At 46.2% G+C, this 22,617-nt stretch carries 18 protein-coding genes and 1 tRNA gene; 10 read left to right on the top strand and 9 right to left on the bottom strand.

The window, feature by feature from the left end:
* Positions 1–22 precede the first annotated feature (22 nt).
* Positions 23–457: a lipocalin family protein gene (locus KTO58_RS14940; RefSeq protein ID WP_157752934.1), complete on the top strand. Its 435-nt coding sequence runs from the start codon at positions 23–25 to the stop codon at positions 455–457.
* Positions 458–855: 398 nt separating this feature from the next.
* Here KTO58_RS14940 and KTO58_RS14935 read toward each other — a convergent pair.
* Positions 856–939: transfer RNA gene (locus KTO58_RS14935), tRNA-Leu, on the bottom strand.
* A gap of 110 nt (positions 940–1,049) precedes the next feature.
* A complete protein-coding gene (locus KTO58_RS14930) occupies positions 1,050–1,862 on the bottom strand; it encodes a 2,3,4,5-tetrahydropyridine-2,6-dicarboxylate N-succinyltransferase (RefSeq protein ID WP_225859761.1) in 813 nt (270 codons plus the stop codon).
* 162 nt (positions 1,863–2,024) lie between these two features.
* On the opposite strand from KTO58_RS14930, the gene KTO58_RS14925 reads away from it, so the two are divergent.
* The 5 genes from KTO58_RS14925 (at position 2,025) to miaA (ending at position 6,982) form a co-directional block, all read left to right on the top strand.
* A complete protein-coding gene (locus tag KTO58_RS14925; protein WP_095838601.1) occupies positions 2,025–3,164 on the top strand; it encodes a glycosyltransferase family 4 protein in 1,140 nt (379 codons plus the stop codon).
* Between the two features lie 4 nt (positions 3,165–3,168).
* Complete coding sequence (locus KTO58_RS14920) at positions 3,169–3,753, top strand: L-threonylcarbamoyladenylate synthase (protein ID WP_225859760.1); 585 nt, start codon at positions 3,169–3,171, stop codon at positions 3,751–3,753.
* A gap of 110 nt (positions 3,754–3,863) precedes the next feature.
* A complete protein-coding gene (locus KTO58_RS14915) occupies positions 3,864–5,300 on the top strand; it encodes a CCA tRNA nucleotidyltransferase (protein ID WP_095838602.1) in 1,437 nt (478 codons plus the stop codon).
* A gap of 115 nt (positions 5,301–5,415) precedes the next feature.
* On the top strand, positions 5,416–5,991 hold the full coding sequence (locus tag KTO58_RS14910; protein WP_095838603.1) for an IS1096 element passenger TnpR family protein: 576 nt from the start codon (positions 5,416–5,418) through the stop codon (positions 5,989–5,991).
* An 82-nt stretch (positions 5,992–6,073) separates the two neighbouring features.
* Complete coding sequence (gene miaA, locus KTO58_RS14905) at positions 6,074–6,982, top strand: tRNA (adenosine(37)-N6)-dimethylallyltransferase MiaA (RefSeq protein WP_095838604.1); 909 nt, start codon at positions 6,074–6,076, stop codon at positions 6,980–6,982.
* Positions 6,983–7,174: 192 nt separating this feature from the next.
* Here the strand turns inward: miaA and KTO58_RS14900 are convergent, their stop codons facing one another.
* The 3 genes from KTO58_RS14900 to KTO58_RS14890 form a co-directional block, all read right to left on the bottom strand.
* Positions 7,175–8,059, bottom strand: coding sequence for an aldo/keto reductase (locus tag KTO58_RS14900; RefSeq protein WP_095838605.1), 885 nt, complete (start codon positions 8,057–8,059; stop codon positions 7,175–7,177).
* Between the two features lie 113 nt (positions 8,060–8,172).
* Complete coding sequence (locus KTO58_RS14895; protein ID WP_157752935.1) at positions 8,173–9,717, bottom strand: OmpP1/FadL family transporter; 1,545 nt, start codon at positions 9,715–9,717, stop codon at positions 8,173–8,175.
* 112 nt (positions 9,718–9,829) lie between these two features.
* Positions 9,830–10,867 carry a hypothetical protein gene (locus tag KTO58_RS14890; protein WP_095838607.1) on the bottom strand — a complete coding sequence of 346 codons (1,038 nt, stop codon included), beginning with the start codon at positions 10,865–10,867 and terminating at the stop codon, positions 9,830–9,832.
* A 365-nt stretch (positions 10,868–11,232) separates the two neighbouring features.
* On the opposite strand from KTO58_RS14890, the gene proS reads away from it, so the two are divergent.
* From proS to KTO58_RS14875, 3 genes are all read left to right on the top strand, one after another.
* Entirely contained in the window at positions 11,233–12,708 is a 1,476-nt protein-coding gene (gene proS, locus KTO58_RS14885) for a proline--tRNA ligase (RefSeq protein WP_095841554.1), read from the top strand.
* Between the two features lie 237 nt (positions 12,709–12,945).
* Positions 12,946–15,885, top strand: coding sequence for a sensor histidine kinase (locus tag KTO58_RS14880; RefSeq protein WP_095838608.1), 2,940 nt, complete (start codon positions 12,946–12,948; stop codon positions 15,883–15,885).
* Positions 15,882–16,643 (top strand): LytR/AlgR family response regulator transcription factor, encoded by a 762-nt coding sequence (locus KTO58_RS14875; RefSeq protein ID WP_095838609.1) that lies wholly within the window; start codon positions 15,882–15,884, stop codon positions 16,641–16,643. Before KTO58_RS14880 ends, KTO58_RS14875 begins: the two co-directional genes overlap by 4 nt.
* Before the next feature lie 401 nt (positions 16,644–17,044).
* Here the strand turns inward: KTO58_RS14875 and KTO58_RS14870 are convergent, their stop codons facing one another.
* Together KTO58_RS14870 and KTO58_RS14865 are read right to left on the bottom strand one after the other, a co-directional pair.
* On the bottom strand, positions 17,045–18,595 hold the full coding sequence (locus KTO58_RS14870; RefSeq protein WP_095838610.1) for a trypsin-like peptidase domain-containing protein: 1,551 nt from the start codon (positions 18,593–18,595) through the stop codon (positions 17,045–17,047).
* 320 nt (positions 18,596–18,915) lie between these two features.
* Positions 18,916–19,911, bottom strand: a complete 996-nt coding sequence (locus tag KTO58_RS14865; RefSeq protein WP_095838611.1) for an aldehyde dehydrogenase family protein — start codon at positions 19,909–19,911, stop codon at positions 18,916–18,918.
* A 95-nt stretch (positions 19,912–20,006) separates the two neighbouring features.
* Between KTO58_RS14865 and KTO58_RS14860 the strand changes: the two genes are divergently transcribed.
* A complete protein-coding gene (locus KTO58_RS14860; RefSeq protein ID WP_095838612.1) occupies positions 20,007–20,354 on the top strand; it encodes a 4Fe-4S dicluster domain-containing protein in 348 nt (115 codons plus the stop codon).
* A gap of 173 nt (positions 20,355–20,527) precedes the next feature.
* Here the strand turns inward: KTO58_RS14860 and KTO58_RS14855 are convergent, their stop codons facing one another.
* Entirely contained in the window at positions 20,528–21,664 is a 1,137-nt protein-coding gene (locus KTO58_RS14855) for a FecR family protein (protein ID WP_095838613.1), read from the bottom strand.
* 41 nt (positions 21,665–21,705) lie between these two features.
* Positions 21,706–22,245 (bottom strand): RNA polymerase sigma factor, encoded by a 540-nt coding sequence (locus KTO58_RS14850; protein ID WP_095838614.1) that lies wholly within the window; start codon positions 22,243–22,245, stop codon positions 21,706–21,708.
* Positions 22,246–22,617: the final 372 nt, after the last annotated feature.

The following is a 22,617-nucleotide window of genomic DNA, read 5'->3' as shown; positions in this document are numbered from 1 at the left end:
TCGCCGTTTCAATTTAAAATATATGAAAAAGACCAAACTGACCTTCGCATTGATGGCCGCTTGCACCCTCCTGTTTGCCTGTAAGAAAAATAAAGAAGAAAGTAAACCCGTTGACTGCCCTTTGACCGTAGAAAGTATAGCTGGTTCTTACCGCTTTGCCACTATAGAATACAAGGAAAGCCCTGATGCTGTAGCCGTAGATTGGATGGCTACGATGAATGACTGTGAAAAACAAAATACCTTTTTATTAAATAGTAATGGAACGTATGTCTATAGGGATGGGTGTGAAGCCTCTGAGTCATCCCGCGGTGGCTGGCGGGTAAAAAATAATACGATTACGATGGATGAACTGTTAAGTGCTACCATCTCCGCATATGATTGTAAGAAACTTACTTACTATGTATCCAATACCCTCCTCGATGGAGACCGGATGACTGTCACACTGGTTAAACAATAAGTAAAATGGGTACACTGAGAAAGAAGACCATAGGAGCTATGTTCCGAAGGTCTTCTTTAGTTTAACTAGGTATTGGCGAAAGCAGGAACAGATATACATATGTGGATTACTGCGTTCGTAAATTAGGAGAAATTAATCAGCGCAAAATGATGGGAGAGGATATCGGGAAAGAAATGTGAGAAAAATATATAAAGGGTGAATAAAGTGGCAAGAACGGACAAGGGGTTTGAACAAGCTTATCATTCAGTAAACTTTTTGAGGCAAAAACAAACATTTCACCATGGCAGTTCAGACAATCATTCAATTAGCAGGCCATCAATAACAATGGGTAAAAGATAAGCCTGGTGAAAATAAAAAAGGTTTTAAGTACAAAATAACTTAAAACCTTTCTTTTCAGGTGCCCAGAACTGGATTCGAACCAGCACATCCTTGCGGACGCTGCGACCTGAACACAGTGCGTCTACCAATTTCGCCATCTGGGCATCCGTGTTAAGGGATTGCAAAGGTAAATACTTTTTTGAAAATTCCAAATTCTTGTAAAGAAAATGGCAACTTTTTTTATGTCAGTATCCCTTTAGCCATCCCTTTACACTTATACAGCTACGTTGAATTCACGCAAGGTATCGTTCAGACTGGTCTTCAGGTCAGTAGATGCTTTACGCTGACCAATGATCAGAGCACAAGATACGTTATACTCGCCGGCAGGGAATTTTTTGGCATAAGTACCAGGAATTACCACGCTGCGGGCTGGCACACGGCCTTTGTACTCTACAGGCTCAGGACCACTTACATCAATGATCTTGGTAGACTGTGTCAGCACGACATTAGCACCTAATACGGCCTCTTTCTCTACAATCACACCTTCTACAACAATACAACGGGAACCGATAAAACAACCATCTTCAATGATCACCGGGCTGGCCTGCAAGGGCTCCAATACACCGCCGATACCTACACCACCACTCAGGTGCACATGTTTGCCGATCTGCGCACAGGAACCTACCGTTGCCCAGGTATCTACCATAGTACCCTCATCTACATAAGCGCCGATGTTTACATAAGAAGGCATCAGAATAGAACCCTTGGCGATATAAGCACCATAACGGGCAATCGCATGCGGCACTACGCGAACACCCAGGTCCTTATAGTTATTCTTCAGCTTCATTTTGTCATAAAACTCAAATGGAGATAGAGAGATCGTCTCCATCGGTTGTATCGTGAAGTACATCAGGATCGCCTGCTTTACCCACTCATTTACTTTCCAGCCATCGGCTGTAGGCTCAGCTACCCTTAAGTGTCCTTTATCCACCGCTTCGATCACAGCTTTTACAGCGTCGGAATATTGCGTCTCCTGCAACAGGTTGCGGTCGCTCCATGCGGTCTGTATTTGTTGTTGTAAATCCATTTTGTAGTTTTTTTGCAAACTTAATACCTATTCGTCAATTGTTATATAGTTATCTTGCGTCTTAAAAGCTGTGTAAAATGATATTGAAGGTGCCTCCTAACTGTTACACACATGCGGCCTCCGCACAGTGTTACCATACTATTCAACCATCTGCGAACTAATATGAGAATTGCCTTCGATGCAAAACGTGCCTTTCAGAACACTACCGGGCTAGGTAACTATAGCCGGTCGCTGATCAGCGCCTTGGCTAACCGCTATCCGGAACATACCTACTACCTGTTCACACCTAGGCAAACAACACGCTACAAACCGGAAGATCACTATAACATGCACGTCGTGCTTCCCCGCGAACAGCTGCACAAATGGCTGCGTAGCGCCTGGAGAAGCAAATATGCCGTGAAAGATTTGCAACGACAACAGGTCGACCTCTACCACGGCCTCAGTCATGAAATACCTTTCGGTATACAACATAGCGGCGTCAAAAGTGTCGTAACTATGCACGATCTGATCTTTGAAAGATACCCACGCCAATATAATCCTATTGACGTGCGCACTTATCGCAGTAAGGCAATATACGCTTGCCGTCATGCAGATCAGATCATCGCTATCAGCCAACAGACCAAAGAAGATTTGATCACATTTTATAAGACACCGGCCGAAAAAATAACCGTCGCCTACCAAAGCTGCGACCCGGTATTCAGCATCCATCACAGTCAGGATGAGATCGCCGGCTTCCGCACCCGCTTCCACCTGCCCGCTACCTACTTCCTGTATGTCGGCTCCGTGATAGAACGGAAGAACCTCCTGGGCATCGTCCACGCCATGCAACAGCTCAAAGGAAAGGTGGATGTCCCGCTCGTAGTACTGGGCGATGGAAAACAGTATAAAAAGAAAGTTAAGACAGCCATCACAGAAGCAGGTCTTCAACAACACGTCATATGGCTCAACGAACAAACACGGCTGCCACAGGCAGCCCTGCCATTACTGTATCAGGGCGCGCAGGCATTGTTATACCCTTCCATATTCGAGGGGTTTGGCATTCCCATTCTCGAAGCACTCTGGAGCCGTACGCCGGTTATTACCTCACAGGGCTCCTGCTTCGGAGAGACCGCTGGCGACGCTGCCATATACATAGATCCACTACGTCCAGAGACCCTGGCCGCCGCCATGCAGCAGTTACTCCAGGATCAGCAGCTGGTGACCGGCATGAAAGAAAAAGGCTGGATACATGCACATCAGTTCACACCAGAACGTTGTGCAGAAGGAGTGATGGCCGTATACCAGTCCGTAATGAACCAATAAAGTAATGATCAATTTGGAAATGGAATTTGAAGCGGATATCACCGCCAGCCTGCAGATACTACGCAACGGAGGACTAATACTCTATCCCACAGATACTATCTGGGGCATCGGATGCGATGCCACCAATCCCGCTGCAGTAGAAAAGGTCTTCGCCCTGAAAAAACGCCACGAAAGTAAAAGCCTGGTCATACTCCTCGCCGAAGCCAGAGACCTCGTGAAATATACCTCCCAGCCAGATCCGGCCATCGCTGATATTATCGATAGCTTCGACCGGCCTACTACCATCATCTACGAAGGAGCACTGGGCATGGCGCCCAATGTCATCGCCACCGATGGCAGCGTTGCCATCCGCATCGTGAAAGACACTTTCTGCCGCCATCTTATCAAAAGATTACGCGTACCATTGGTATCCACCTCCGCTAATATCAGTGGAGAACCCTCCCCGGCTAACTTTAAAGAGGTCAGCCTTGCGATAAGGACAGGGGTGGACTATATCGTACAACACCGGCAAAATGATCTGCAACCCGCCACAGCTTCCCGTATCGTCCGGATCAGAAAAGATGGTTCAATGGAAATAATTAGAGACTGACAACACCATCATGACGGCCAAAAAAGCCGCGTATGACCACTTTTCAGCAATGGAGCCTTTTGACTTTAGCGTAGAAGCCTTACTTTTGCGGTTTTACTCATTTTCGGAATATGATCAGCAGAAAGCCTATAGACATACCCTGCACCCTTCAGGAGCGTAAAATACTGGAACAGATCGCACTGTCAGCACAAGAGCTGGGAGTACCCTGTTACCTGATAGGGGGCTTCGTACGCGATAAGCTGATCAATAGACGCACCAAAGACATGGATGTAGTCTGCGTAGGAGATGGCATCGCATTGGCCCACCGGGTAGCAGCTGCCTTCGGCGAAGAGGTACCCGTCAGCTTCTTTAAAACCTACGGCACCGCCCAAGTGAAGTGGAATGGCTTGGAAATTGAATTCGTCGGTGCCCGCAAAGAAAGCTACCGTGAAAACTCCCGAAACCCGGCAGTGGAAAATGGTACCCTGGAAGATGACCAGCTACGCCGAGATTTTACCATCAACGCCATGGCTATCAGCCTCAACGATGCCGACTATGGTGCTCTCGTAGACCCCTTCGATGGCCTCGGCGATCTCGAACGTAAGCTCATCCGTACCCCCCTGCAACCGGATCAGACTTTTAGCGACGATCCCCTGCGCATGATGAGAGCCATCCGGTTCGCCTGCCAACTGCAGTTCAACATCAGCGATGCCGCATTCGAAGCCATCCGCCAGAATGCCGCTCGTATCAAGATAGTGTCCCAGGAACGTATTACCGACGAACTGAACAAAATTATGCTCTCTCCTGTACCGTCTGTAGGCCTCGACCTGCTTTATAAAGCCGGGCTCCTGAAGATCATCTTCCCACAAATGGTAGACCTGGTAGGCGTAGAAACACAGGATGGAAAAGGTCATAAAGACAATTTTTATCATACCCTGCAGGTAATAGACAATATATCAAAGAATACCCACGACCTCTGGCTGCGATGGGCTGCATTATTGCACGATATTGGTAAGCCGGCAACCAAACGGTTTGAACAAGGCCATGGGTGGACATTCCATGGACACGATGCAGTAGGAGGGAAGATGGTGCCACGCATATTCGCCCGCCTGAAACTACCGCAGCATGAAAAAATGAAATTTGTAAAAAAACTGGTAGAACTGCACCTGCGTCCTATCAGCCTTACAAAAGAAAATATCACCGACTCAGCGATCCGTCGCCTCCTGTTCGACGCAGGCGATGATATCGATAGCCTCATGTTACTTTGTGAAGCCGATATAACCTCGAAGAATAAGGCCAAAGTAAAACGTTACCTGGAAAATTTCGAACTGGTAAGACAGCGCCTCAAAGAAGTAGAAGAAAACGATCGTATACGCAACTGGCAGCCACCCGTTACCGGCGAAATCATCATGGAAACGTTCGGACTGGCGCCAGGCAGAGCCGTCGGCGACCTCAAAAATGCAATCCGGGAAGCAATCCTGGATGGTATCATCGCAAATAGCCCCGACGCCGCTTACGCCTACATGTTGGAAAAGGCTAAAGAAATGGGATTCAATCCCGTTAAATAAAAATCGGTAATTTTATAATATTGAATAGCTTAGCAGTCAGGACCAGTTAGATAGAGAGGAGGGTGCCTGGTAAGTGAAATCGTAAATTATTTAGCATTAAAATAACTTTTTTGTCATGCCAGTCTTGAAATTCAGAGTTTACTGGGAAGAGGATGAAAGTGTCTATAGGGATATCGCCATTAAACCTAACCAGACTTTTCTTCTATTTCATCAAGCCATCTTGCAATCATTTGAATTCGACAATAAACATAAAGCCACCTTTTTCCGTAGCAACGACAACTGGCAACGGGGCCGCGAGATCATACTAGAAAAAGACGGACAAGTACGCAAAGCCGAACCGCTGCTCATGGGAGAAACAGCCATCGCTGCCGCGGTGAAAGACCCCAATCAGAAATTTATCTACCTCTACGACTTTGCCAAAAACTGGACATTCCTCGTAGAACTGATCGGTGTATCTAAAGACGAGAACGCCAAATTAACCTACCCGCTCTGCGCACGCAAAGAAGGACTGGCCCCCAGCCAATATGGTACCAAAGGGCTCGTGGCCGACAAACTCGTCGAAATGGAAGAGAAATATGATCTCAATAAAGAAGGAATGGACGAGGACGGATTCGGAGAAGAAGGCGAAGAAGGAAGCAGCAGCGATGAAGGAGGAGAAGATACCGGCGCTGACGACGATAGCATGTACTAAAATTTCCAGCTTAATAATGACCCCGCAAAAGGTCTGGGAAAGAGAAAAGGAAACACTTTTCTCTTTCTTCATTTAGAAGAATATGCAGAAAACTGTGATCATCCTGGCAGGCCCTACTGCCTCCGGCAAAACCGCACTGGCCATCAAACTGGCGCAGCTGTTCAATACCGCCGTGATCTCCGCAGACTCCCGGCAATGCTACCGGGAGATCAGTATCGGCACCGCCAAACCTGCTCCGGAAGAGCTACAGGCAGCTAAACATTACTTCATCAACTCTCATTCCATTCAGGAAGAGATCAATGCAGGTATATACGAAAAACTAGCCTTGCAATACACGGCCGAAATATTCGCCAGCCACAATGTAGCTATCATGTGCGGTGGCACTGGCCTATATATCAAAGCTTTTACAGAAGGAATGGACGATATGCCCGCTGTCCCTCCGGGTATCAGAGAAGCTATCAACATACAATATAATGAACTTGGAATTGGCTGGCTGCAACAACAATTGCAACAGCGGGACCCACAGTTCTACAACATCGCAGAAACACAGAATCCTCAACGCCTCATACGGGCACTGGAAATACTCGAAGCTACCGGCCAGTCCATCACCACCTTCCGCAAAGCCAGCCCCAGAGATAGGGATTTCCGTATCATTAAGATCGGTATCACATTACCTAAAGAATTACTGCATCAAAACATCCATCATCGTGTAGACCTCATGATAAACGCCGGCCTGGTCGACGAAGTACGCAACGTATTACCATTCCGCTCCCACAACGCCCTGCAGACCGTAGGATATCAGGAGATATTCAGCTACCTCGATGGCAATTCTACGCTTGAACAGGCCGTCACAGATATAAAGACCCATACCCGTCAATATGCAAAGAGACAACTGACCTGGTTCCGCAAAGACCCCGCCATACAATGGTTTGATGCGAGAGAAACACAGCAGATACTCCATAGGGTACAAGATATGATCAATAACGGTTAAGTATATATAAAGTATAGCGACCGCTGCCGGGACAATAGCCACCGGTTTAATTTGCCAGCCAATTAACCCTTTATTTTTGAACACCAAGAGTTTTACCCTGGGCTTACTCCTACAACGAACTGACCACAGCGTCCTGGATAGGTAACTTCATCGGCGGTGGCGTAGGTGGCAGTCGCTCGCTGATCGGTCACATTAAGGAATATCCTCACCGGCAGCAGCTACCCACAGGGTAAACCATTCCTCACGTGTCAGCGTAATAGATAACGCCGCTGCTGCCGCTTGTATACGGGCCGGTTGAGCGGTGCCCAATACCGGGATAAGCCGGGATGGGTGTTTTAACAGCCAGGCCAGCAGCAGTTGATCCAGGCTCACCTGGTATTGCTCACACAACGGCTGCGCTGCTGCATGTATACGCAGCACCTGCGGATCATCCGGAGCAGTGAATATGCGCCCGCTTCCCAGTGGAGACCATACCATCGGCTGTATACGATGTGTAATGCATTGGTCGAAAGTACCATCCAGGAAAGGTTCCCGCCGTAACAGCGATGCTTCGACCTGGTTGGTAACCAGCGGTGTACGTGATTGCAACAGCGTAAACTGGGAAGGTGTAAAATTTGATACGCCAAAGTGTTTGACCTTCCCCTGCTGACGTAATGCATCAAATGCTTCAGCTATCTCATCCGGGTCCATCAAAGGATCCGGACGATGTATCAGCAAAAGATCTAGTACATCCGTATGAAGATTACGTAGCGACGTTTCCGCCGATTGAACGATATGTTCCCGGCTGGTATTGTAACTATGTACTTTATGTGACGGGCGGTTAGGCGTTACCAACTGTATGCCACACTTGGTCACCAGTTGCATTTGCTGACGTAAGGAGGGCTGTCGGGCCAACACCACACCAAAGGCTGCTTCGTCAGTGTAGTGTCCATAAATGTCAGCATGGTCAAAGCTGGTAATGCCCACACCTATACTTACTTCTATCAGTTCCTGTATCTGCGCAGTCGACAAACGGTGCCCCCATTCCCCCCATTTCCACACACCGGCCGCTATCCGCGAAAAGTTATATGATTCCATCGTTTGAATATATATAAGCTCCTCAAGGTATTTATTTATTAGACGGGATACAAGGCAAAAAAAAGCTCCGGAATTATTTCCCGGAGCTATCAATAGATATGTTTATAAGATACTTAAAACTTAAATCCGACAGTTAGTGCAGCGCTGGTGTTATTCACCTTTAGGGTAGCAGGTGCCGGTGACTGAATATTCTGCGGATTACTTTCAACTATATACGGTTGATCCAGACGGTCGTTATTGCTGAAAGTTACTGCCAGGTCCACAAAGACTCCTTTATTACGGTATCCCAGACCGCCGCTGTAGTAATTACGGCTGCTTCCCAGTGATTTCTCTTTAAAGGGATTACCATAGTTAGCGAACCCTGCACGGATAGCAAATACATTCAACTTAAGCTCAGCACCCACACGGAAGTTGGACGCAGTTGTATACGTATTTTTAATAGCCTGGTTCCTGGTGTCACTTTGAGGTTTATCATCACTACCGCCATTCCGGATGCGCATTTTCATACTGGAGTAGTTCACAAACTCATAGTCAGCAGTCAGGAAACCCGTAGGTTTTGACGGATCTCCGGTTGGATTGCCAAATATGTAAGTAGCACTTGCACCGCCTTTCCAGGGAGTCGTGATATTGTATTTGGACTCGTCTGCAACACCATTGGCAAATTCAGTAGAAGAAGCGATCTGTACACCTTTGGTCGTAGTAGAAGTGGTAATAGTAGTAGTATAGGTATCTGTAAAAGATATCCAGGAAGGCGTCTGCACATTCACCCCTAAACGTAAAGGTGCAACGGGTTTGAAAATAGCACCTATCTTGGCATTGAACCCAAATCCTTCTGTACGCAGGTTTTCCTTTGCTTCAAAGTAATTGAGCGGACTGCCAGGTTGGTTAATGTTTGTCTCCCGGAAGGAACGTACACTTTCATATTTAATGATAGGAGTATTTAAGCTACCTCCTAAATAAAACTTATCACTAAAATTCCCCCCTAAGGCAAAAGACAATTCATCACTACCTCCACGGGTAGAGATCGTATTTTCCTGGCGGATACCATTATCTACTGGTACAATACTTTCCCATAATCCGTTTGGATTACCGGCACCGTCAACCTGAGGATTGAGCAGATAGGTAAAGTAAGCCTCCTGTGGTCCATGCCTGAACTCTCCGTTTTGCTGTTGTTGTTGGCTTTCCAGGTAAGAAGGAAGTATTTTCTCTTTGGATAGCTGGATAATGTAGTTATCCGAATACGAAGATTTATTGTTCACACCCTGGTAGTAAACATTCTGGTTGTAGTTGGCAGTACGATTGATACCTAATCCATAAGACACCTTATTGCCGCCAAATATGAGTGCACCACTGTTGATAAATAAGCGACCCTTATTATCACTCCCGGAAGACCCTAGGTAGTTGCTCTTCACATCGCTGTTGCGGAAACCAAAAGTTACCGCTGCTTCACTGGTTTTGAAAAAGGCCACACCGGCCGGATTGACAAACATGCTGGAATATTCTCCTCCCAACGAACCTAAAGCGCCACCGATCGCCTGAGCGCGGGCAGAACCCCCCGGTTCCTGTTGGCTGTACCGGAGTGCGTCTCCTATGTTTTGGGCATTTGCTGCAATGCATGTTCCCGTTATTGCAATCGTAAATGCAATTTTCCTGATCATCGTAACAGTCATTTAAAATTAGATAGTGGAATCATCCGCTCGAAACAAAAAAATATAGGACTAAAAAATACCCTGGTGTGATGCCAGGGTATCTTTTGATAAAAGCATGTGTTTATCCGCGAGTTCTGCCGGCTCCTCCTCTGGAACCACCACCACCACCACCACCTGATGACGGGCTGGGAGAGTAGGAGGGTGAATAACTTCTTTGTGGTTGCTGCATTTGAGGCTGTGGTCTGCTAGTCTCCTGAAACACCCTTCTTGGCTGGAATCCGCCATTGTTACTTGGCTGATTGCCGATCACAGGGCGCTCGCTGGGCGCAGAATTGAATACTCTTCTCGGTTGGTATCCGTTGTTACCAGGCGTATAAGTACGGCCACCAGGATTGTTAACACCGCCGCCATTCTCTTCTGCAAATACTCTGCGGGGACGGTAACCACCATTATTGCCACCATTGCCGATAGGACCACTATCTCCAAAGCTCCTGCGGGGAGCGGGATAATCATTACCACTGTAAGAGCCGCGGGTACGTCTGGGCGGTGTGTTCACGATATAAACAGGACCACCATGCCAGCCACCCCATCCGGGGTAACCCCAACCGCCGCCACCCCAGGCGTGTGGATACCAGGGACTCCCCCAGCCACCACCATACCAGCCACCGCCGTACCACGGATCATACCAGGGACGGTAAAAACCACTACCCCAACCCCAGTTGAACCCTAAGCTGATAGAAGGACCCCAGCTATTATACCAAGGAGACCCCCAGCCACTGCCCCAACCGAAGCCAAGGCCTAAACCACTGCCACCGAAACCTGAACCATAATAATTGTTCATGTAAATATTCGGAGAACCAGCATAGCCATCATCATAATAGGAACCGTTATATGGATTCCTGAAACGCTCAATACGACGAGCATAGTCTCCCTTCTCTCCATCATCATAGGTCACATAATTACTGTCGTCATCTGTGCCCTGCACGACACGGCCATCCTGTTGATAGTAATTTCCGTCCCTGTTATTGTTGGAGGCATAGGTGCGCTCGGAACGCGGAGAGTAATACACATCATCCGGCGTCCTGGCGGTCTGATAGGCAGTAGTACAGCTGCTGAAAATCAGCAAAGCAGCCACTGCGGTATATAATGTTGATTTCATTTGATAGGTATTTTATGCCTGAAATTCTGTAGTAAATTTACTATTTTTTAACGTCAAATCTGCGATAATGTTACAATATCACAAGGATTAGCACTGTTAAACACTGTTAAAAAGATGAACGGTCATATACTATCCAGAACGTTCACCTGAGTCAACCTGGCAATAACTTCCATTTTTTTTGCTGATAGTACCAATTTATTTAACGGCGATAGGGACCCATATATTTTCACAAAGTATTTGTCCGTTCCTGATTTTCGTGTAGGTTTGTAGCATTTTTCCTTTTAATATTAACACAAAAATTAAGCCAATTATTATACTAAAGGTGGTGGGCAATGGCACTGCTGACCTCCAAACATCGCAGTTTTATGAGTAAAGAAATTACAGCCCGTTCAGATGACTATTCAAAATGGTATAATGACCTGATCCTCAAAGGTGGCCTGGCAGACTACTCCGCCGTTAAAGGCTGTATGGTGATCAAACCCTACGGATTCGGGCTATGGGAAGGGATGCGCGACGTACTGGACCGCAAATTCAAAGAAACCGGTCATCAGAATGCCTACTTCCCGTTATTCATCCCCAAAAGTTTCCTCAGCAAAGAAGCCGCTCACGTAGAAGGCTTCGCCAAAGAATGCGCCGTAGTCACACACTACCGCCTCAAAAATGATCCTGGTGGCGCCGGCGTCGTAGTAGACCCGGAAGCCAAACTGGAAGAAGAACTTATCGTTCGCCCTACCTCCGAAACCATTATCTGGAATACATATAAGGACTGGATACAATCTTATCGGGACCTGCCGTTGCTCATCAACCAATGGGCCAACGTAGTAAGATGGGAAATGCGTACTCGTCTCTTTCTCCGTACAGCAGAATTCCTCTGGCAGGAAGGTCATACCGCCCATGCCACCGCAGATGAAGCAATCGCAGAAACCAAACAAATGCTGGACGTATATGCCGATTTCGCCGAAAACTATATGGCCCTGCCCGTAGTTAAAGGGGTGAAATCCGCATCTGAGCGTTTTGCAGGTGCAGTAGATACTTACTGTATCGAAGCGCTCATGCAGGATGGTAAAGCTTTACAGGCAGGTACCTCCCACTTCCTCGGACAAAACTTCGCTAAAGCTTTTGATGTACAGTTCTCCAACAAAGAAAACAAACTGGAATATGTATGGGCTACCTCCTGGGGCGTATCTACCCGCCTCATCGGCGCGCTCGTAATGGCACACAGCGACGATGAAGGCCTCGTACTACCTCCCCGCATCGCCCCCCTCCAGGTGGTGATCGTGCCTATCTTTAAAGGAGAAGAACAAAAAGCAAAACTCGACGACCGTATCCACTCCATCATAAAAGAACTGAAAGCCCTCGGCATCAGCGTAAAATACGATGACAGCGATAATAACCGCCCAGGGTGGAAATTTGCAGAGTATGAAATGAAAGGGGTACCCGTTCGCATCGCCATCGGCGCCCGCGATCTGGAAAACAATGTGGCAGAAGTAGCCCGCCGCGATACCAAAGAAAAACAAAGCTTTTCACTGGATAACCTGGCCAACAGTATCAAAGACCTCCTCGAAGAAATACAACAAAATATGTTCAATAAGGCTAAAACCTTCCGCGATGAACATATTACCAAAGTAGATTCCTTCGAAGAATTTGTAAAAGTACTGGACGGAAAAAGTGGCTTCGTTTCCGCTCACTGGGATGGTACTGCCGAAACAGAAGCGGAGATCAAAGAACGTACAAAAGCCACCATCCGCTGTATCCCGCTGGACAACCCGCTGGAAGATGGTGTTTGTATCCTGACCGGAAAACATTCCAAACAAAGAGTACTGTTTGCACGCGCATACTAATACAACCATCGCCGCTCAAACATCGACCAACGAATAAATCGGCCGGCTTTTTGCCCTGGAAGCCCCAGGGTAAGGCGCCGGCCGTTACTTTTTATATCTAACGGTGCTCAATGCCGGATCAAACAACCAATGCATAGAGGAGAGACTTACAGTGATGAAAATGAAAAACGTTTATCCCGCCTGGCCCAACATGAATTATTAAATTGCTCATTCTTAATTATTAACTAAATTTAGCTGATGCACAGCGCCCGCTACATATTGTTATGTATCCTGTCTCTGCTTTGTATACACCATGCCGTATCCGGCCAGGGATTGATGATACATAACTATAATGTGAAAGACGGGCTGGCCAACGCGACCGTCTACTCGGCCGTACAAGACAAAAACGGCTTTATCTGGTTCTCAACCCCCACCGGTGTAAGCAAATTCGATGGTAAACGCTTTCGCAACTTTAGTAAACGGGATGGACTCACCGATAACGATGTTATCAAACTCGCCGCCGACTCAAAAGGCCGTATCTGGTTCTTTACGCTCAATGGTAAACCGTCTTTCTACAACAACTTCATCATCCACACAGAAGAAAACGATACCACCCTGCAATATAACAGTCGCGGCCAATACTTTCAACTGGCATTCGAAGACCTCGCAGGATCTACCTGGTTCCTCAATACAGATAGCCGCGTCATTCAGTACAATGGGAAAAAAATTTTCTACGACAAACTACGTAACATGCCGGGCGACGTATATTACTTCCTCCGGAATGAACATATCTTCCGCCGCCTCCAGGCCAGCTTTGTTGTAAATACCCTGCGGGATGGCAATAACCCCGAACAACGCATCTTCCCCGAATGCCCCTATCACCTGGATGATGAAGCCTTCGGCGCCCGCGTCAAACAAAATCCTATCCTCATACTCAAAAACAGTCTGTACTCCTACACCGTAAGCGATATGGTCTGTTTCTTTAATGGCAGGGACTTCGGCATCACCGAAGAAATAGGCACCGTCTGCATAGAAAACGATAATCTCTGGTTGGGTACACAACGCGGACTCTATTACGTAAAAGACTACTTCCGGGGAGAACGGAAAGTGATGAAACTACTCGAGAACCACTATATCACCTCCCTGCTCAAAGACAAAGATGGTAATATATGGATCACGACCTTCGGAGATGGCGTATATAACATCCCCTTCAAAAATTTTTACTTCAGCTATCTCGATAATACCAACGGACTGTATTCCCACTCCATCTTCAGTATCGCTAAAGACCTCTCAACAGGCCTCCTGCTAATAGGACAAAGCGCCGGCGTACTTAATACAATGGACTCTGAAGGCAGGATACGCCAGTATGACCTCGATACCAGCAGTGGCCGCAATAGCATACTCAGTATACTTCCCTATAAAGAGAATGAATTATTGATCGGGGCAGATAATGGCCTCTATGTCTATAATACAATACAGCAAAAAGTCCGGCTCCTGCAGGCAATGCGAACGTTAAAAGACGTATCCCTGACGCCGGGTGGTAAAATCAGAGTCGCTACCAAAGACCAGGTATGGCTGCTTGATGATAAGAACAGCTACACTATAGGCGACCTGGAGCCACTGATCACTTCCATCGCTACAGTCGACGATAGCACCTACTACGTAGGTACCAACATCGGACTATTCCATGGTACCGATGGCAATCGCCAGCTATTCCCTAAAGGTACAGATCCCAGACTCCGGCAAAGTATTAAAGATCTTAAATGGATAGATGGATACCTCTGGATCGGTACCAGCGATCAGGGTATCTACCTGGTACGCAACAACGAAGTAGTCAAACACATCGGCTCAGCCGCCAATCTGGCCAGCGATATCTGCCAACAACTTTATTACGACGGGATTGGACACCTGTACGTAGCTACAAACAAAGGTGTTTCCATCATCAACGTAAAAGACCAGACCATACAACGCAATATCACCTCCAACGATGGGCTGATGTCGGACGATATCCGTAGCATCTACTATCAGCGTGGTATGCTTTATATCGCTACCTCCAACGGACTATGTTACTTCCGGGATAATAACATTCCCGTAGATACCATACCGCCCGCAGTATATCTCAACACCATCAGGTATGGCGACAGCACCTACCTGCCACTGCGCCAGTACTCCCTGCTCTATAAACGGAAGGCTTCCTTTGAAGTAGAATTCGGCGCTATCGCTTTCGACCTGCCCGACCTGGTCGAATACCAGTATAACTTTTCCAGCGATACCACCAGCGGCTGGCAGATCACCCGCAGCAATATCATCCCCTTCCCGGATCTACAACCAGGTAGCTATAAACTCCTCATCAGAGCCCGTAAATACAAAAGCGACTGGAGTAAGCCCGTCAGCATTACCGTCAACATATTACCGCAATGGTACCAGGAATGGTGGGCCAGGGGCATATTGATCGTTATCGTATTGCTGGCTATACTAGCCATATTGCGCTATATCGTCCGCCGCATAAAACAGGGAGAAAAGAGAAAAACAGAATATAACAGACGTATCGCAGAGCTGGAAGCAAAAGCGCTGACCAACCAGATGAATCCGCACTTTATCTTCAATTCTTTGAATTCCGTGCAACACCTCATCCTGGAAAAAGAAGAAAAACAAGCACTCAACTTCCTGGCCGACTTTGCCACGCTCATGAGACAAATGCTCAATAATTCCCGGAAATCGTACATATCTTTGGAGGAAGAGATTGCATTCCTGACACGATACCTGGAATTGGAAAAGATTCGTTTTGCACATTCCTTTACTTACCACTTCGCACTGGAAGATGCGATAAAGGATTATACGATCTATATTCCCCCAATGATCATTCAACCGATCGTGGAAAATGCTATCAAACACGGCCTGGCGCCTAAAACAAGTGCCGGCCATCTGGAAATAAGACTGGAAATGGCGGGCGATTTATTATATTGTTCCGTCGATGACGATGGCATAGGCTGGGAACGTTCCAATAGCCTTAAAAGTGGCCGCCTCATCAAACATGAATCCACCGCACTGAGCGTCATTAAAGAAAGATTGCAGATTATAAAATCTTTTAATGGTAGTGTTGGAAAGTTAGAAATTATTGATAAATTTAATTCTGGTTTCGGAAACAAGGAAGGTACACTTGTCGAAATCCTGATTCCCATTGTTAAGATGTTATGAGTAATATTAAAGCTGCGATTGTAGACGATGAAGTCCGCAACATCCATATTTTGCGAAATATCCTCGAGAACTATTGTAAAGACGTTACAGTAGTTGGCGAGGCGCAGAATATCCATGAGGCGGCGGAGATGATCAAAAACAACCCCATCGACGTGCTGTTTTTGGATATCGAAATGCCTCCACACAATGGATTTCAGCTCTTGGAAATGTTTCCGGTACTGAACTTTGAAGTGATCTTCATCACCGCTTTCCAGGAATACGCCCTACAGGCAATTAAATTTGCCGCTTTAGATTACCTGCTCAAACCGATCAAGGTAAGCGAAGTAGAAGACGCACTGGAAAAAGTAAAGAAAAGTAAGAAAGGCAGGCTCAATGAACTAGCCTCCATTCTTAAAGACTATGTAAAGAACAATGATAACGCATTCTCTAAAATTGTAATACCTGTCAACGACGGCTATAATGTGATCGACCTCAAGGATATCATCTACTGCGAGGCCTTCGATAGTTATACCAAAATCCAGCTAATCAATAACGTATCCCATCTCATCTCCAAATCATTGAAGGAATACGAAGAAATGCTGTCTGACAAAGGTTTCTATAGAGTACATAAGTCATTCCTGATCAATATTCACCATATCGTCAAGATCATCAAAGGCCTCGGTACCGCCGTTGTCATGACCGATCAGAAGAATATTCCCATCTCTTCCCGCAAGAAAGATGAATTCTTCGCCCAACTTAAAGGTGTGATCAACTTATAAACAAAACCTTTCTCGCTTACACAGTGACAATTTTCCCGGCTATGAAACCCGGGCTCACCCCTGTATTGCCCATTCCCAGCACATTTGCCCAAAGCTATTAACGCCCTAATAGCTTAGATTGCATTGATATAATGCAATTTATAAGTAAAATATTGTCTAAAATTGAGAATCCGTATCATACGTATAACCGCGGAAATGATGCGTTCGCTGGGTTTTTATCAGCATTGACAAACTTTTATCCCCTCATTCAATTACTTGGTCTATTTTAATGCGGGTTTTCATAGATATGACATTACAGGCCTAGTCTCACTTAACTGTATTTGTCGCAACAAAAAAGCCCCCACCATCTGTGGGGGCTTTTTATCCTAACCTATAAAACCTATATAAAACAATGTTTTTTCTTAGAAAGCTACCTCATTACTCAGGTCAACATTATAGTAATACACATTACTATAGCCGTTATTCCTGAGATAAATACCTTCCAGCTGCACCTTCTTCTGTTTCTCTAATGTCTTTTTCAATTCATCTACAGAATTCACTGCCTGATCTCCCGCCTTCAAGATGACAAACCCTTTCTGCATGTTAGTTTGCTTTTTCAATGCACCACTACCAATGCTATTTACGTACACCCCGCCTTTTAATCCAAAACGGCCTACATCTTCACGGGTTAACGTCACCAGATCAGCACCCAACGCATCCAATACGCTGCTTTTTACAATGTCCGTATTACCATCAATATTCTTCAGCGTCGTCGTTACAGTATACTCCTTGTTATCACGGAGGTAGCTGATACTGATCTTATCACCGGGTTTGTAACGGGCGATCTGTTCTGTCATCTCAGGAATAGAAGAAGTCGTGATACCATTTACCTTGGTGATCAGGTCTCCTTTGCGGATACCTGCCGCTGCCGCTGCACCTTTAGCCGGAACATCGGCTACCGCTACACCATTCACATCCCTTCTTATACCGAGCTTGCCCAATTCTTCCTCTGAATACATACTGGGATCTACATAGTTTATACCCAGGTAAGCGCGCTGCACATTACCATATTTCATCAGATCATTGACTACTTTCTTTACCAGGTTCACCGGGATGGCATAAGAATAACCCGCATAAGCTCCTGTAGGAGAAGCGATCGCTGAATTGATACCTATCAGCTCACCAGCCGTGTTAATCAATGCTCCACCACTGTTACCCTGGTTGACTGCGGCGTCAGTTTGTATAAAAGATTCAATAGCAGAACGGCTGTTTCGTTTGTTGATACCGATAGTACGGGATTTAGCACTCACAATACCCGCCGTCACCGTAGTCTCCAGGTTAAGCGGATATCCTACTGCCAACACCCATTGGCCTACCTGTACATTATCTGAATTGCCATACAATAGATAAGGAAGGCCCCTCGCCTCGATTTTGATTACAGCCAGATCAGTATTGGGATCAACCCCAATCACCTTGGCTTTATAAGTCTTGTTATTGTTCAACGTCACACTGATCTCATCTGCCTGGTCTACTACGTGATTATTAGTTACGATATAACCGTCGTCGGAGATAACCACACCAGAACCGGAAGCCATCTGGCCGGGAACATAATATTTCCTGCCACCGCCATCGCCGTTGAACTCATCGCCGAAAAATTCATCGCCAAAGAGATCTTGTAAGATGCTACGGCGTCCCTGCAGATTATTACTTACCTGCCTTGGATTGATCTTAGTTTTAATATGCACCACTCCCGGCGTGGCAATGCTCGCCGCTTGCTGAAAATCAGTAGGAGGGGTGGCGTTACGCACTTCGGTACCAGGCATATAACTGGCATAGTTTACAGGGATATCCTTGGACCCGTTTTGATAAAAACCTGCCTGCCGGGGTTGTACATATTTGCTGTAAACAAATACGCTGGCAAAGGCAGTGGCAGCACTAATAAGTACGGTTGCCGCTATTTGTCGGAATTTCATATAAATAGTGGATTTAAGTTTTTTAAATGAATAAGTCGATACGATAAAGTCATCAATTTACATGCCTTTGATACAAATTTAATAGTGCTGTTTAATGATTGTATGACCTCTATATTCACTTTAACACATTTTTATACCATTCGTTAACAGCACCTTAAAGCCCGAAAAGGTGGCTGCCAGCTAGTCGCATCTCTCCTGACAGAATAACAAATTAAACAGACAAAATGTTAGTAGTTGACTGCTAGCCATCCCCCCAACTAAAAACATCCCGCTGCAGGTACTGCCTGCGGCGGGATGACCATAGCTGCGTACCAATCTCCTTACAAAGCCCGTAAGAACCGCATGGTATCAATACCGTCAGCATAGTCGGCCAGTGTCGGATGCTGCGCCGAACCAAACGGGATCAGGGAATCCCCTACCAGACATTGCACATCCTGGCTTTCACGCAACTCCTGCCGCAAACTGTCAGCATGCTCATAAAAAGCATAATGAAGCACACTGATAGGAGAGAAGAGGGAAGACGATTCATGGAGTAACAAACTGCTATTGGTCATATAATAGCTGTTGTTCAACAGCAACAACGCCAGGTTGTAATCATAGTTATTCTTGTACTTATGATGGTCTACCAGGTAGTCATAACGTTTGAAAGCCTCCAGTAAGGGTACGAAATCATATCCCACTGGCACATAGATCTTGGTTACGTTCCGGCAGCCTAACCCAAAATACAGCATCACATCATCTGCCAGTGCAGACAGCTGTGCCGCCGTTTCCCCCCCGGTCAATATAGCCACCGAAGTACGATTTCGGCGAATGATATGCGGATACTTGGCAAAGTAATATTCGAAATATCGTGCAGAATTATTACTGCCGGTAGCAATATAGGCATCGCAATCCTTCAGCATGTCCTGTACCACCGTTTGGCCCTCGCAGGCGGGGTACCATTCTTCCATCTTCGCCAGTACATGTTTCATTAGTACCTCGTCCTTTGATGACAGCTTCAGCTTTACCTGGTGCCCGCTGACAAAGCCGCAAAGCCAGTCATGGAACCCTACCATTGGAATATTACCGGCAGCCACAATACCCACTGATTTTGGACCCGTGCCAGCCACCTGCTGGTAACTTTCGAGCCAACTGGTTAACGATGCCTCCTGCAGGTATCCCGCTGTGAGCGATTGGATCGCCTTGTCCATAAACGCTGGCGTGAACCAGCCATTAGCCTGCTCGGCTCGCTCTTTGACAAGTTGCAATGCCGGCTCATCACTGGTTAGATACTGTCCCAAACGCACCAGGGCCGCTATTTTTTCTGTACTATTCATGAAAACGATATAAATAAATTAAACTTTTTAGACCGAGATATTCTATTTTTGTTAACAAAATTAATGGCTTACTACTTAAACAAAAAGTTTACATTATGGCAATCAAGATAACTGATGAGTGTATTAATTGTGGCGCTTGCGAGCCCGAGTGCCCTAACAATGCAATATATGAAGGGGGAGTGGAATGGGCAATGGTAGACGGAACCACTGTTACTGGCTCATTTAAACTGATGGACGGCTCTTCTATTGATGCCGAACAACGTAATGCACCTATCAGCGTAGATACTTACTATATAGTTCCAAATAAATGTACCGAATGTCAAGGCTTTCACGAAGAGCCGCAATGCGCCGCTGTTTGCCCGGTAGACTGCTGTGTACCTGATGAAATGTACCAGGAAACCGTTGAAGAACTCCTGGCCAAGAAAGAGCAATTACATATCTAAGATATTATCCCCAAGGTTAACAATTAAGGACGCTAAGCTTATAAGGAAACTACATCCGAAGCACTTTAAAGGGCTGTTTCATCGACGAAGCAGCCTTTTTTATGCCATATTCCTCAAAAAAAGGGGGATCGCACCATACGATACGATCCCCCGACACCCCAATTTTTAATTATTTATTTAAAGTGTAATACCCCTTTTTCAAAGTAATATTCCGCGCCGATACTCATTTTAACCTGTTCCAGGAATTCCTTCAGGGGCCTGTCCCGCTGCAATACCCCACTGATCCGCCGTGTAGCAGCCTTATCACTGTCTAGTACCACCTCCACACCATGCCACCTGGGAATGATCAGCGCGATTTCGGAGAGGGGAGCATTGTCAAAATAATAAATGCCCTGCCGCCAGCTCAGTACCGCATCGGCATCAAAATGCGCTGCCGTCTGCATTTTGCCATCCTTCAGTTCCACTTCATACCCCGGCTGCAGCAATACACTCTCATGCCGGGTATTCATTTTAACAGCCCCCTCCAGTAACGAGACTTTTATATGGGTGGAATCGTAAGTGTTGATATTGAAGGAAGTACCCAATACATTGACAGTACTGTGTGGAAGATGTACAATAAAGGGCTTATTCGCCTGTTTTTTGATCTGTAGGAAGGCCTCACCCCGGATGCTGATCTCCCGTGTGTCTCCTGTGAAGTTGAAAGGGAAATGTAAAGTACTGGAAGCATTCAACCATACGATGCTGCCATCTGAAAGTTCCAGCTTATAGTCTGTACCCGGTGGTACTGTCAGGGTACTCCAGTTATCCCGTGGGTTCGTATTAGCCTCGTAGGTCAGCATACGATTACTGTTAGTAAGCGCAATACCATCTACCGTTACAGAACCATCTCCACTGGATAGATCTACTAACTTGCCACTGGATACTTTCAACACCACCTTGGGCTTGCCGTCAATACCGGTGCTGACCAGCTCGCCCGGCCACCTGCCCGAGCCCCGCTTAAATACCAACCATATCCCGGCAGCAGCCAGTACGACTGCAGCTATAGCCACCAATTTACGTATCCTGGTACGACGTCGCTGCTTACCGAAAAGACGATCTTCCAGCGACAATAAGGCAACGTTGGCATCCAGCTTATCCCATTTTTCCTTTATAACGGGCCGCTGCGTGTGACTTCTCGTTTCTTCCCAAATACGTTGTGCATCTTTATCCAGGGTAATGGCCTCATGAAGAGCTATCCTGTCTTCCTCACTAATGATACCTGCCATCTCTTCCGTTGTCCAATCCCTGATCTTATTAAGTCTCTCGCTCATTGTAGATGTTGAAAATTAATGAATACGACCGGCGCCTTGGGTTAACGACTACCGGCCAGTTTTTTCCTTAACGTCTTAAGGGTCGTATGTATCTGGTTCCTGAGCGTTTGTATACTAATACCGAGTTCTTCCGCGACATCCTTCTGCTGCAATTGCTCCACATATACCATCTTGAATACGCGGGACGATTTTTCCGGAATATCATTGATCGCATTGGCAATCTGATGCCCCAGTTCACTATTTACCATATGGTCAAAGGACTCCCCCTCTGACTGCGTAATAGAATAATTTTGCAGCTTCTTCTGTTTATTACGGTGTTTAATGTTCTCATTAATACACCGGTAACGCAAAGACTGAAGCAAATATAACTTTAAAGAAATGCGAACCGTCGACAGTGCCTTGTTCTCCCACCACCGCACAAACATATCCTGCACAATGTCATCCGCAATGGTCACATCCTTTAACAGAAAAGATGCCTCCAGCCAGAGAAACTTGTAGTACTTTTTAAAAATTTCCGTAAATGCGCTATCATCACCACTCCTCAATCTCTCCAATAACAATTCATCTTCTTGTTGCAGCATGCATTGAAATTTACCTGTGATGTAAAACAGTTATACCAGGACGTACAAAAGAGGCTTTCAATATTATCCATGAAGCGGCCTCCCACCAGATTTTTGCTACAGTAGAGCACCAGGAATAGTAAAAGGATAATCATCCACCTACACCCCATCCGTGTACTCCGGCTGAAGACGACCAGTAACTTCCCGAAAAACCAGCCCCCTCGGCCAGTAATGAAAAAAAATATGTATTATTGCTAGATAGTCAACGACAATCAATGCCTGCCTTCTTGTAAAGTTCATTTGGTTGTGCTATGGGGCAACACCTTATCAACTTTATACCTACGGTAATTTAAGGCGGGTGGATTTTGGATGAACGATAAGCGCCGTCAAAAA

The sequence above is a fragment of the Chitinophaga pendula genome (assembly GCF_020386615.1).
Taxonomy (GTDB): domain Bacteria; phylum Bacteroidota; class Bacteroidia; order Chitinophagales; family Chitinophagaceae; genus Chitinophaga; species Chitinophaga pendula.
Note: the sequence above shows the minus strand (reverse complement) of the source record. Positions and strands in the feature narration are given on the sequence as shown.

Bases quoted from the DNA above. Each gene is read 5' to 3' on its own strand.
- KTO58_RS14940 (WP_157752934.1), top strand. From the start codon at position 23: ATGAAAAAGACCAAACTGACCTTCGCATTGATGGCCGCTTGCACCCTC.
- KTO58_RS14930 (WP_225859761.1), bottom strand. From the start codon at position 1,862: ATGGATTTACAACAACAAATACAGACCGCATGGAGCGACCGCAACCTG.
- KTO58_RS14925 (WP_095838601.1), top strand. From the start codon at position 2,025: ATGAGAATTGCCTTCGATGCAAAACGTGCCTTTCAGAACACTACCGGG.
- KTO58_RS14920 (WP_225859760.1), top strand. From the start codon at position 3,169: ATGATCAATTTGGAAATGGAATTTGAAGCGGATATCACCGCCAGCCTG.
- KTO58_RS14915 (WP_095838602.1), top strand. From the start codon at position 3,864: ATGATCAGCAGAAAGCCTATAGACATACCCTGCACCCTTCAGGAGCGT.
- KTO58_RS14910 (WP_095838603.1), top strand. From the start codon at position 5,416: ATGCCAGTCTTGAAATTCAGAGTTTACTGGGAAGAGGATGAAAGTGTC.
- miaA (WP_095838604.1), top strand. From the start codon at position 6,074: ATGCAGAAAACTGTGATCATCCTGGCAGGCCCTACTGCCTCCGGCAAA.
- KTO58_RS14900 (WP_095838605.1), bottom strand. From the start codon at position 8,059: ATGGAATCATATAACTTTTCGCGGATAGCGGCCGGTGTGTGGAAATGG.
- KTO58_RS14895 (WP_157752935.1), bottom strand. From the start codon at position 9,717: ATGATCAGGAAAATTGCATTTACGATTGCAATAACGGGAACATGCATT.
- KTO58_RS14890 (WP_095838607.1), bottom strand. From the start codon at position 10,867: ATGAAATCAACATTATATACCGCAGTGGCTGCTTTGCTGATTTTCAGC.
- proS (WP_095841554.1), top strand. From the start codon at position 11,233: ATGAGTAAAGAAATTACAGCCCGTTCAGATGACTATTCAAAATGGTAT.
- KTO58_RS14880 (WP_095838608.1), top strand. From the start codon at position 12,946: ATGCACAGCGCCCGCTACATATTGTTATGTATCCTGTCTCTGCTTTGT.
- KTO58_RS14875 (WP_095838609.1), top strand. From the start codon at position 15,882: ATGAGTAATATTAAAGCTGCGATTGTAGACGATGAAGTCCGCAACATC.
- KTO58_RS14870 (WP_095838610.1), bottom strand. From the start codon at position 18,595: ATGAAATTCCGACAAATAGCGGCAACCGTACTTATTAGTGCTGCCACT.
- KTO58_RS14865 (WP_095838611.1), bottom strand. From the start codon at position 19,911: ATGAATAGTACAGAAAAAATAGCGGCCCTGGTGCGTTTGGGACAGTAT.
- KTO58_RS14860 (WP_095838612.1), top strand. From the start codon at position 20,007: ATGGCAATCAAGATAACTGATGAGTGTATTAATTGTGGCGCTTGCGAG.
- KTO58_RS14855 (WP_095838613.1), bottom strand. From the start codon at position 21,664: ATGAGCGAGAGACTTAATAAGATCAGGGATTGGACAACGGAAGAGATG.
- KTO58_RS14850 (WP_095838614.1), bottom strand. From the start codon at position 22,245: ATGCTGCAACAAGAAGATGAATTGTTATTGGAGAGATTGAGGAGTGGT.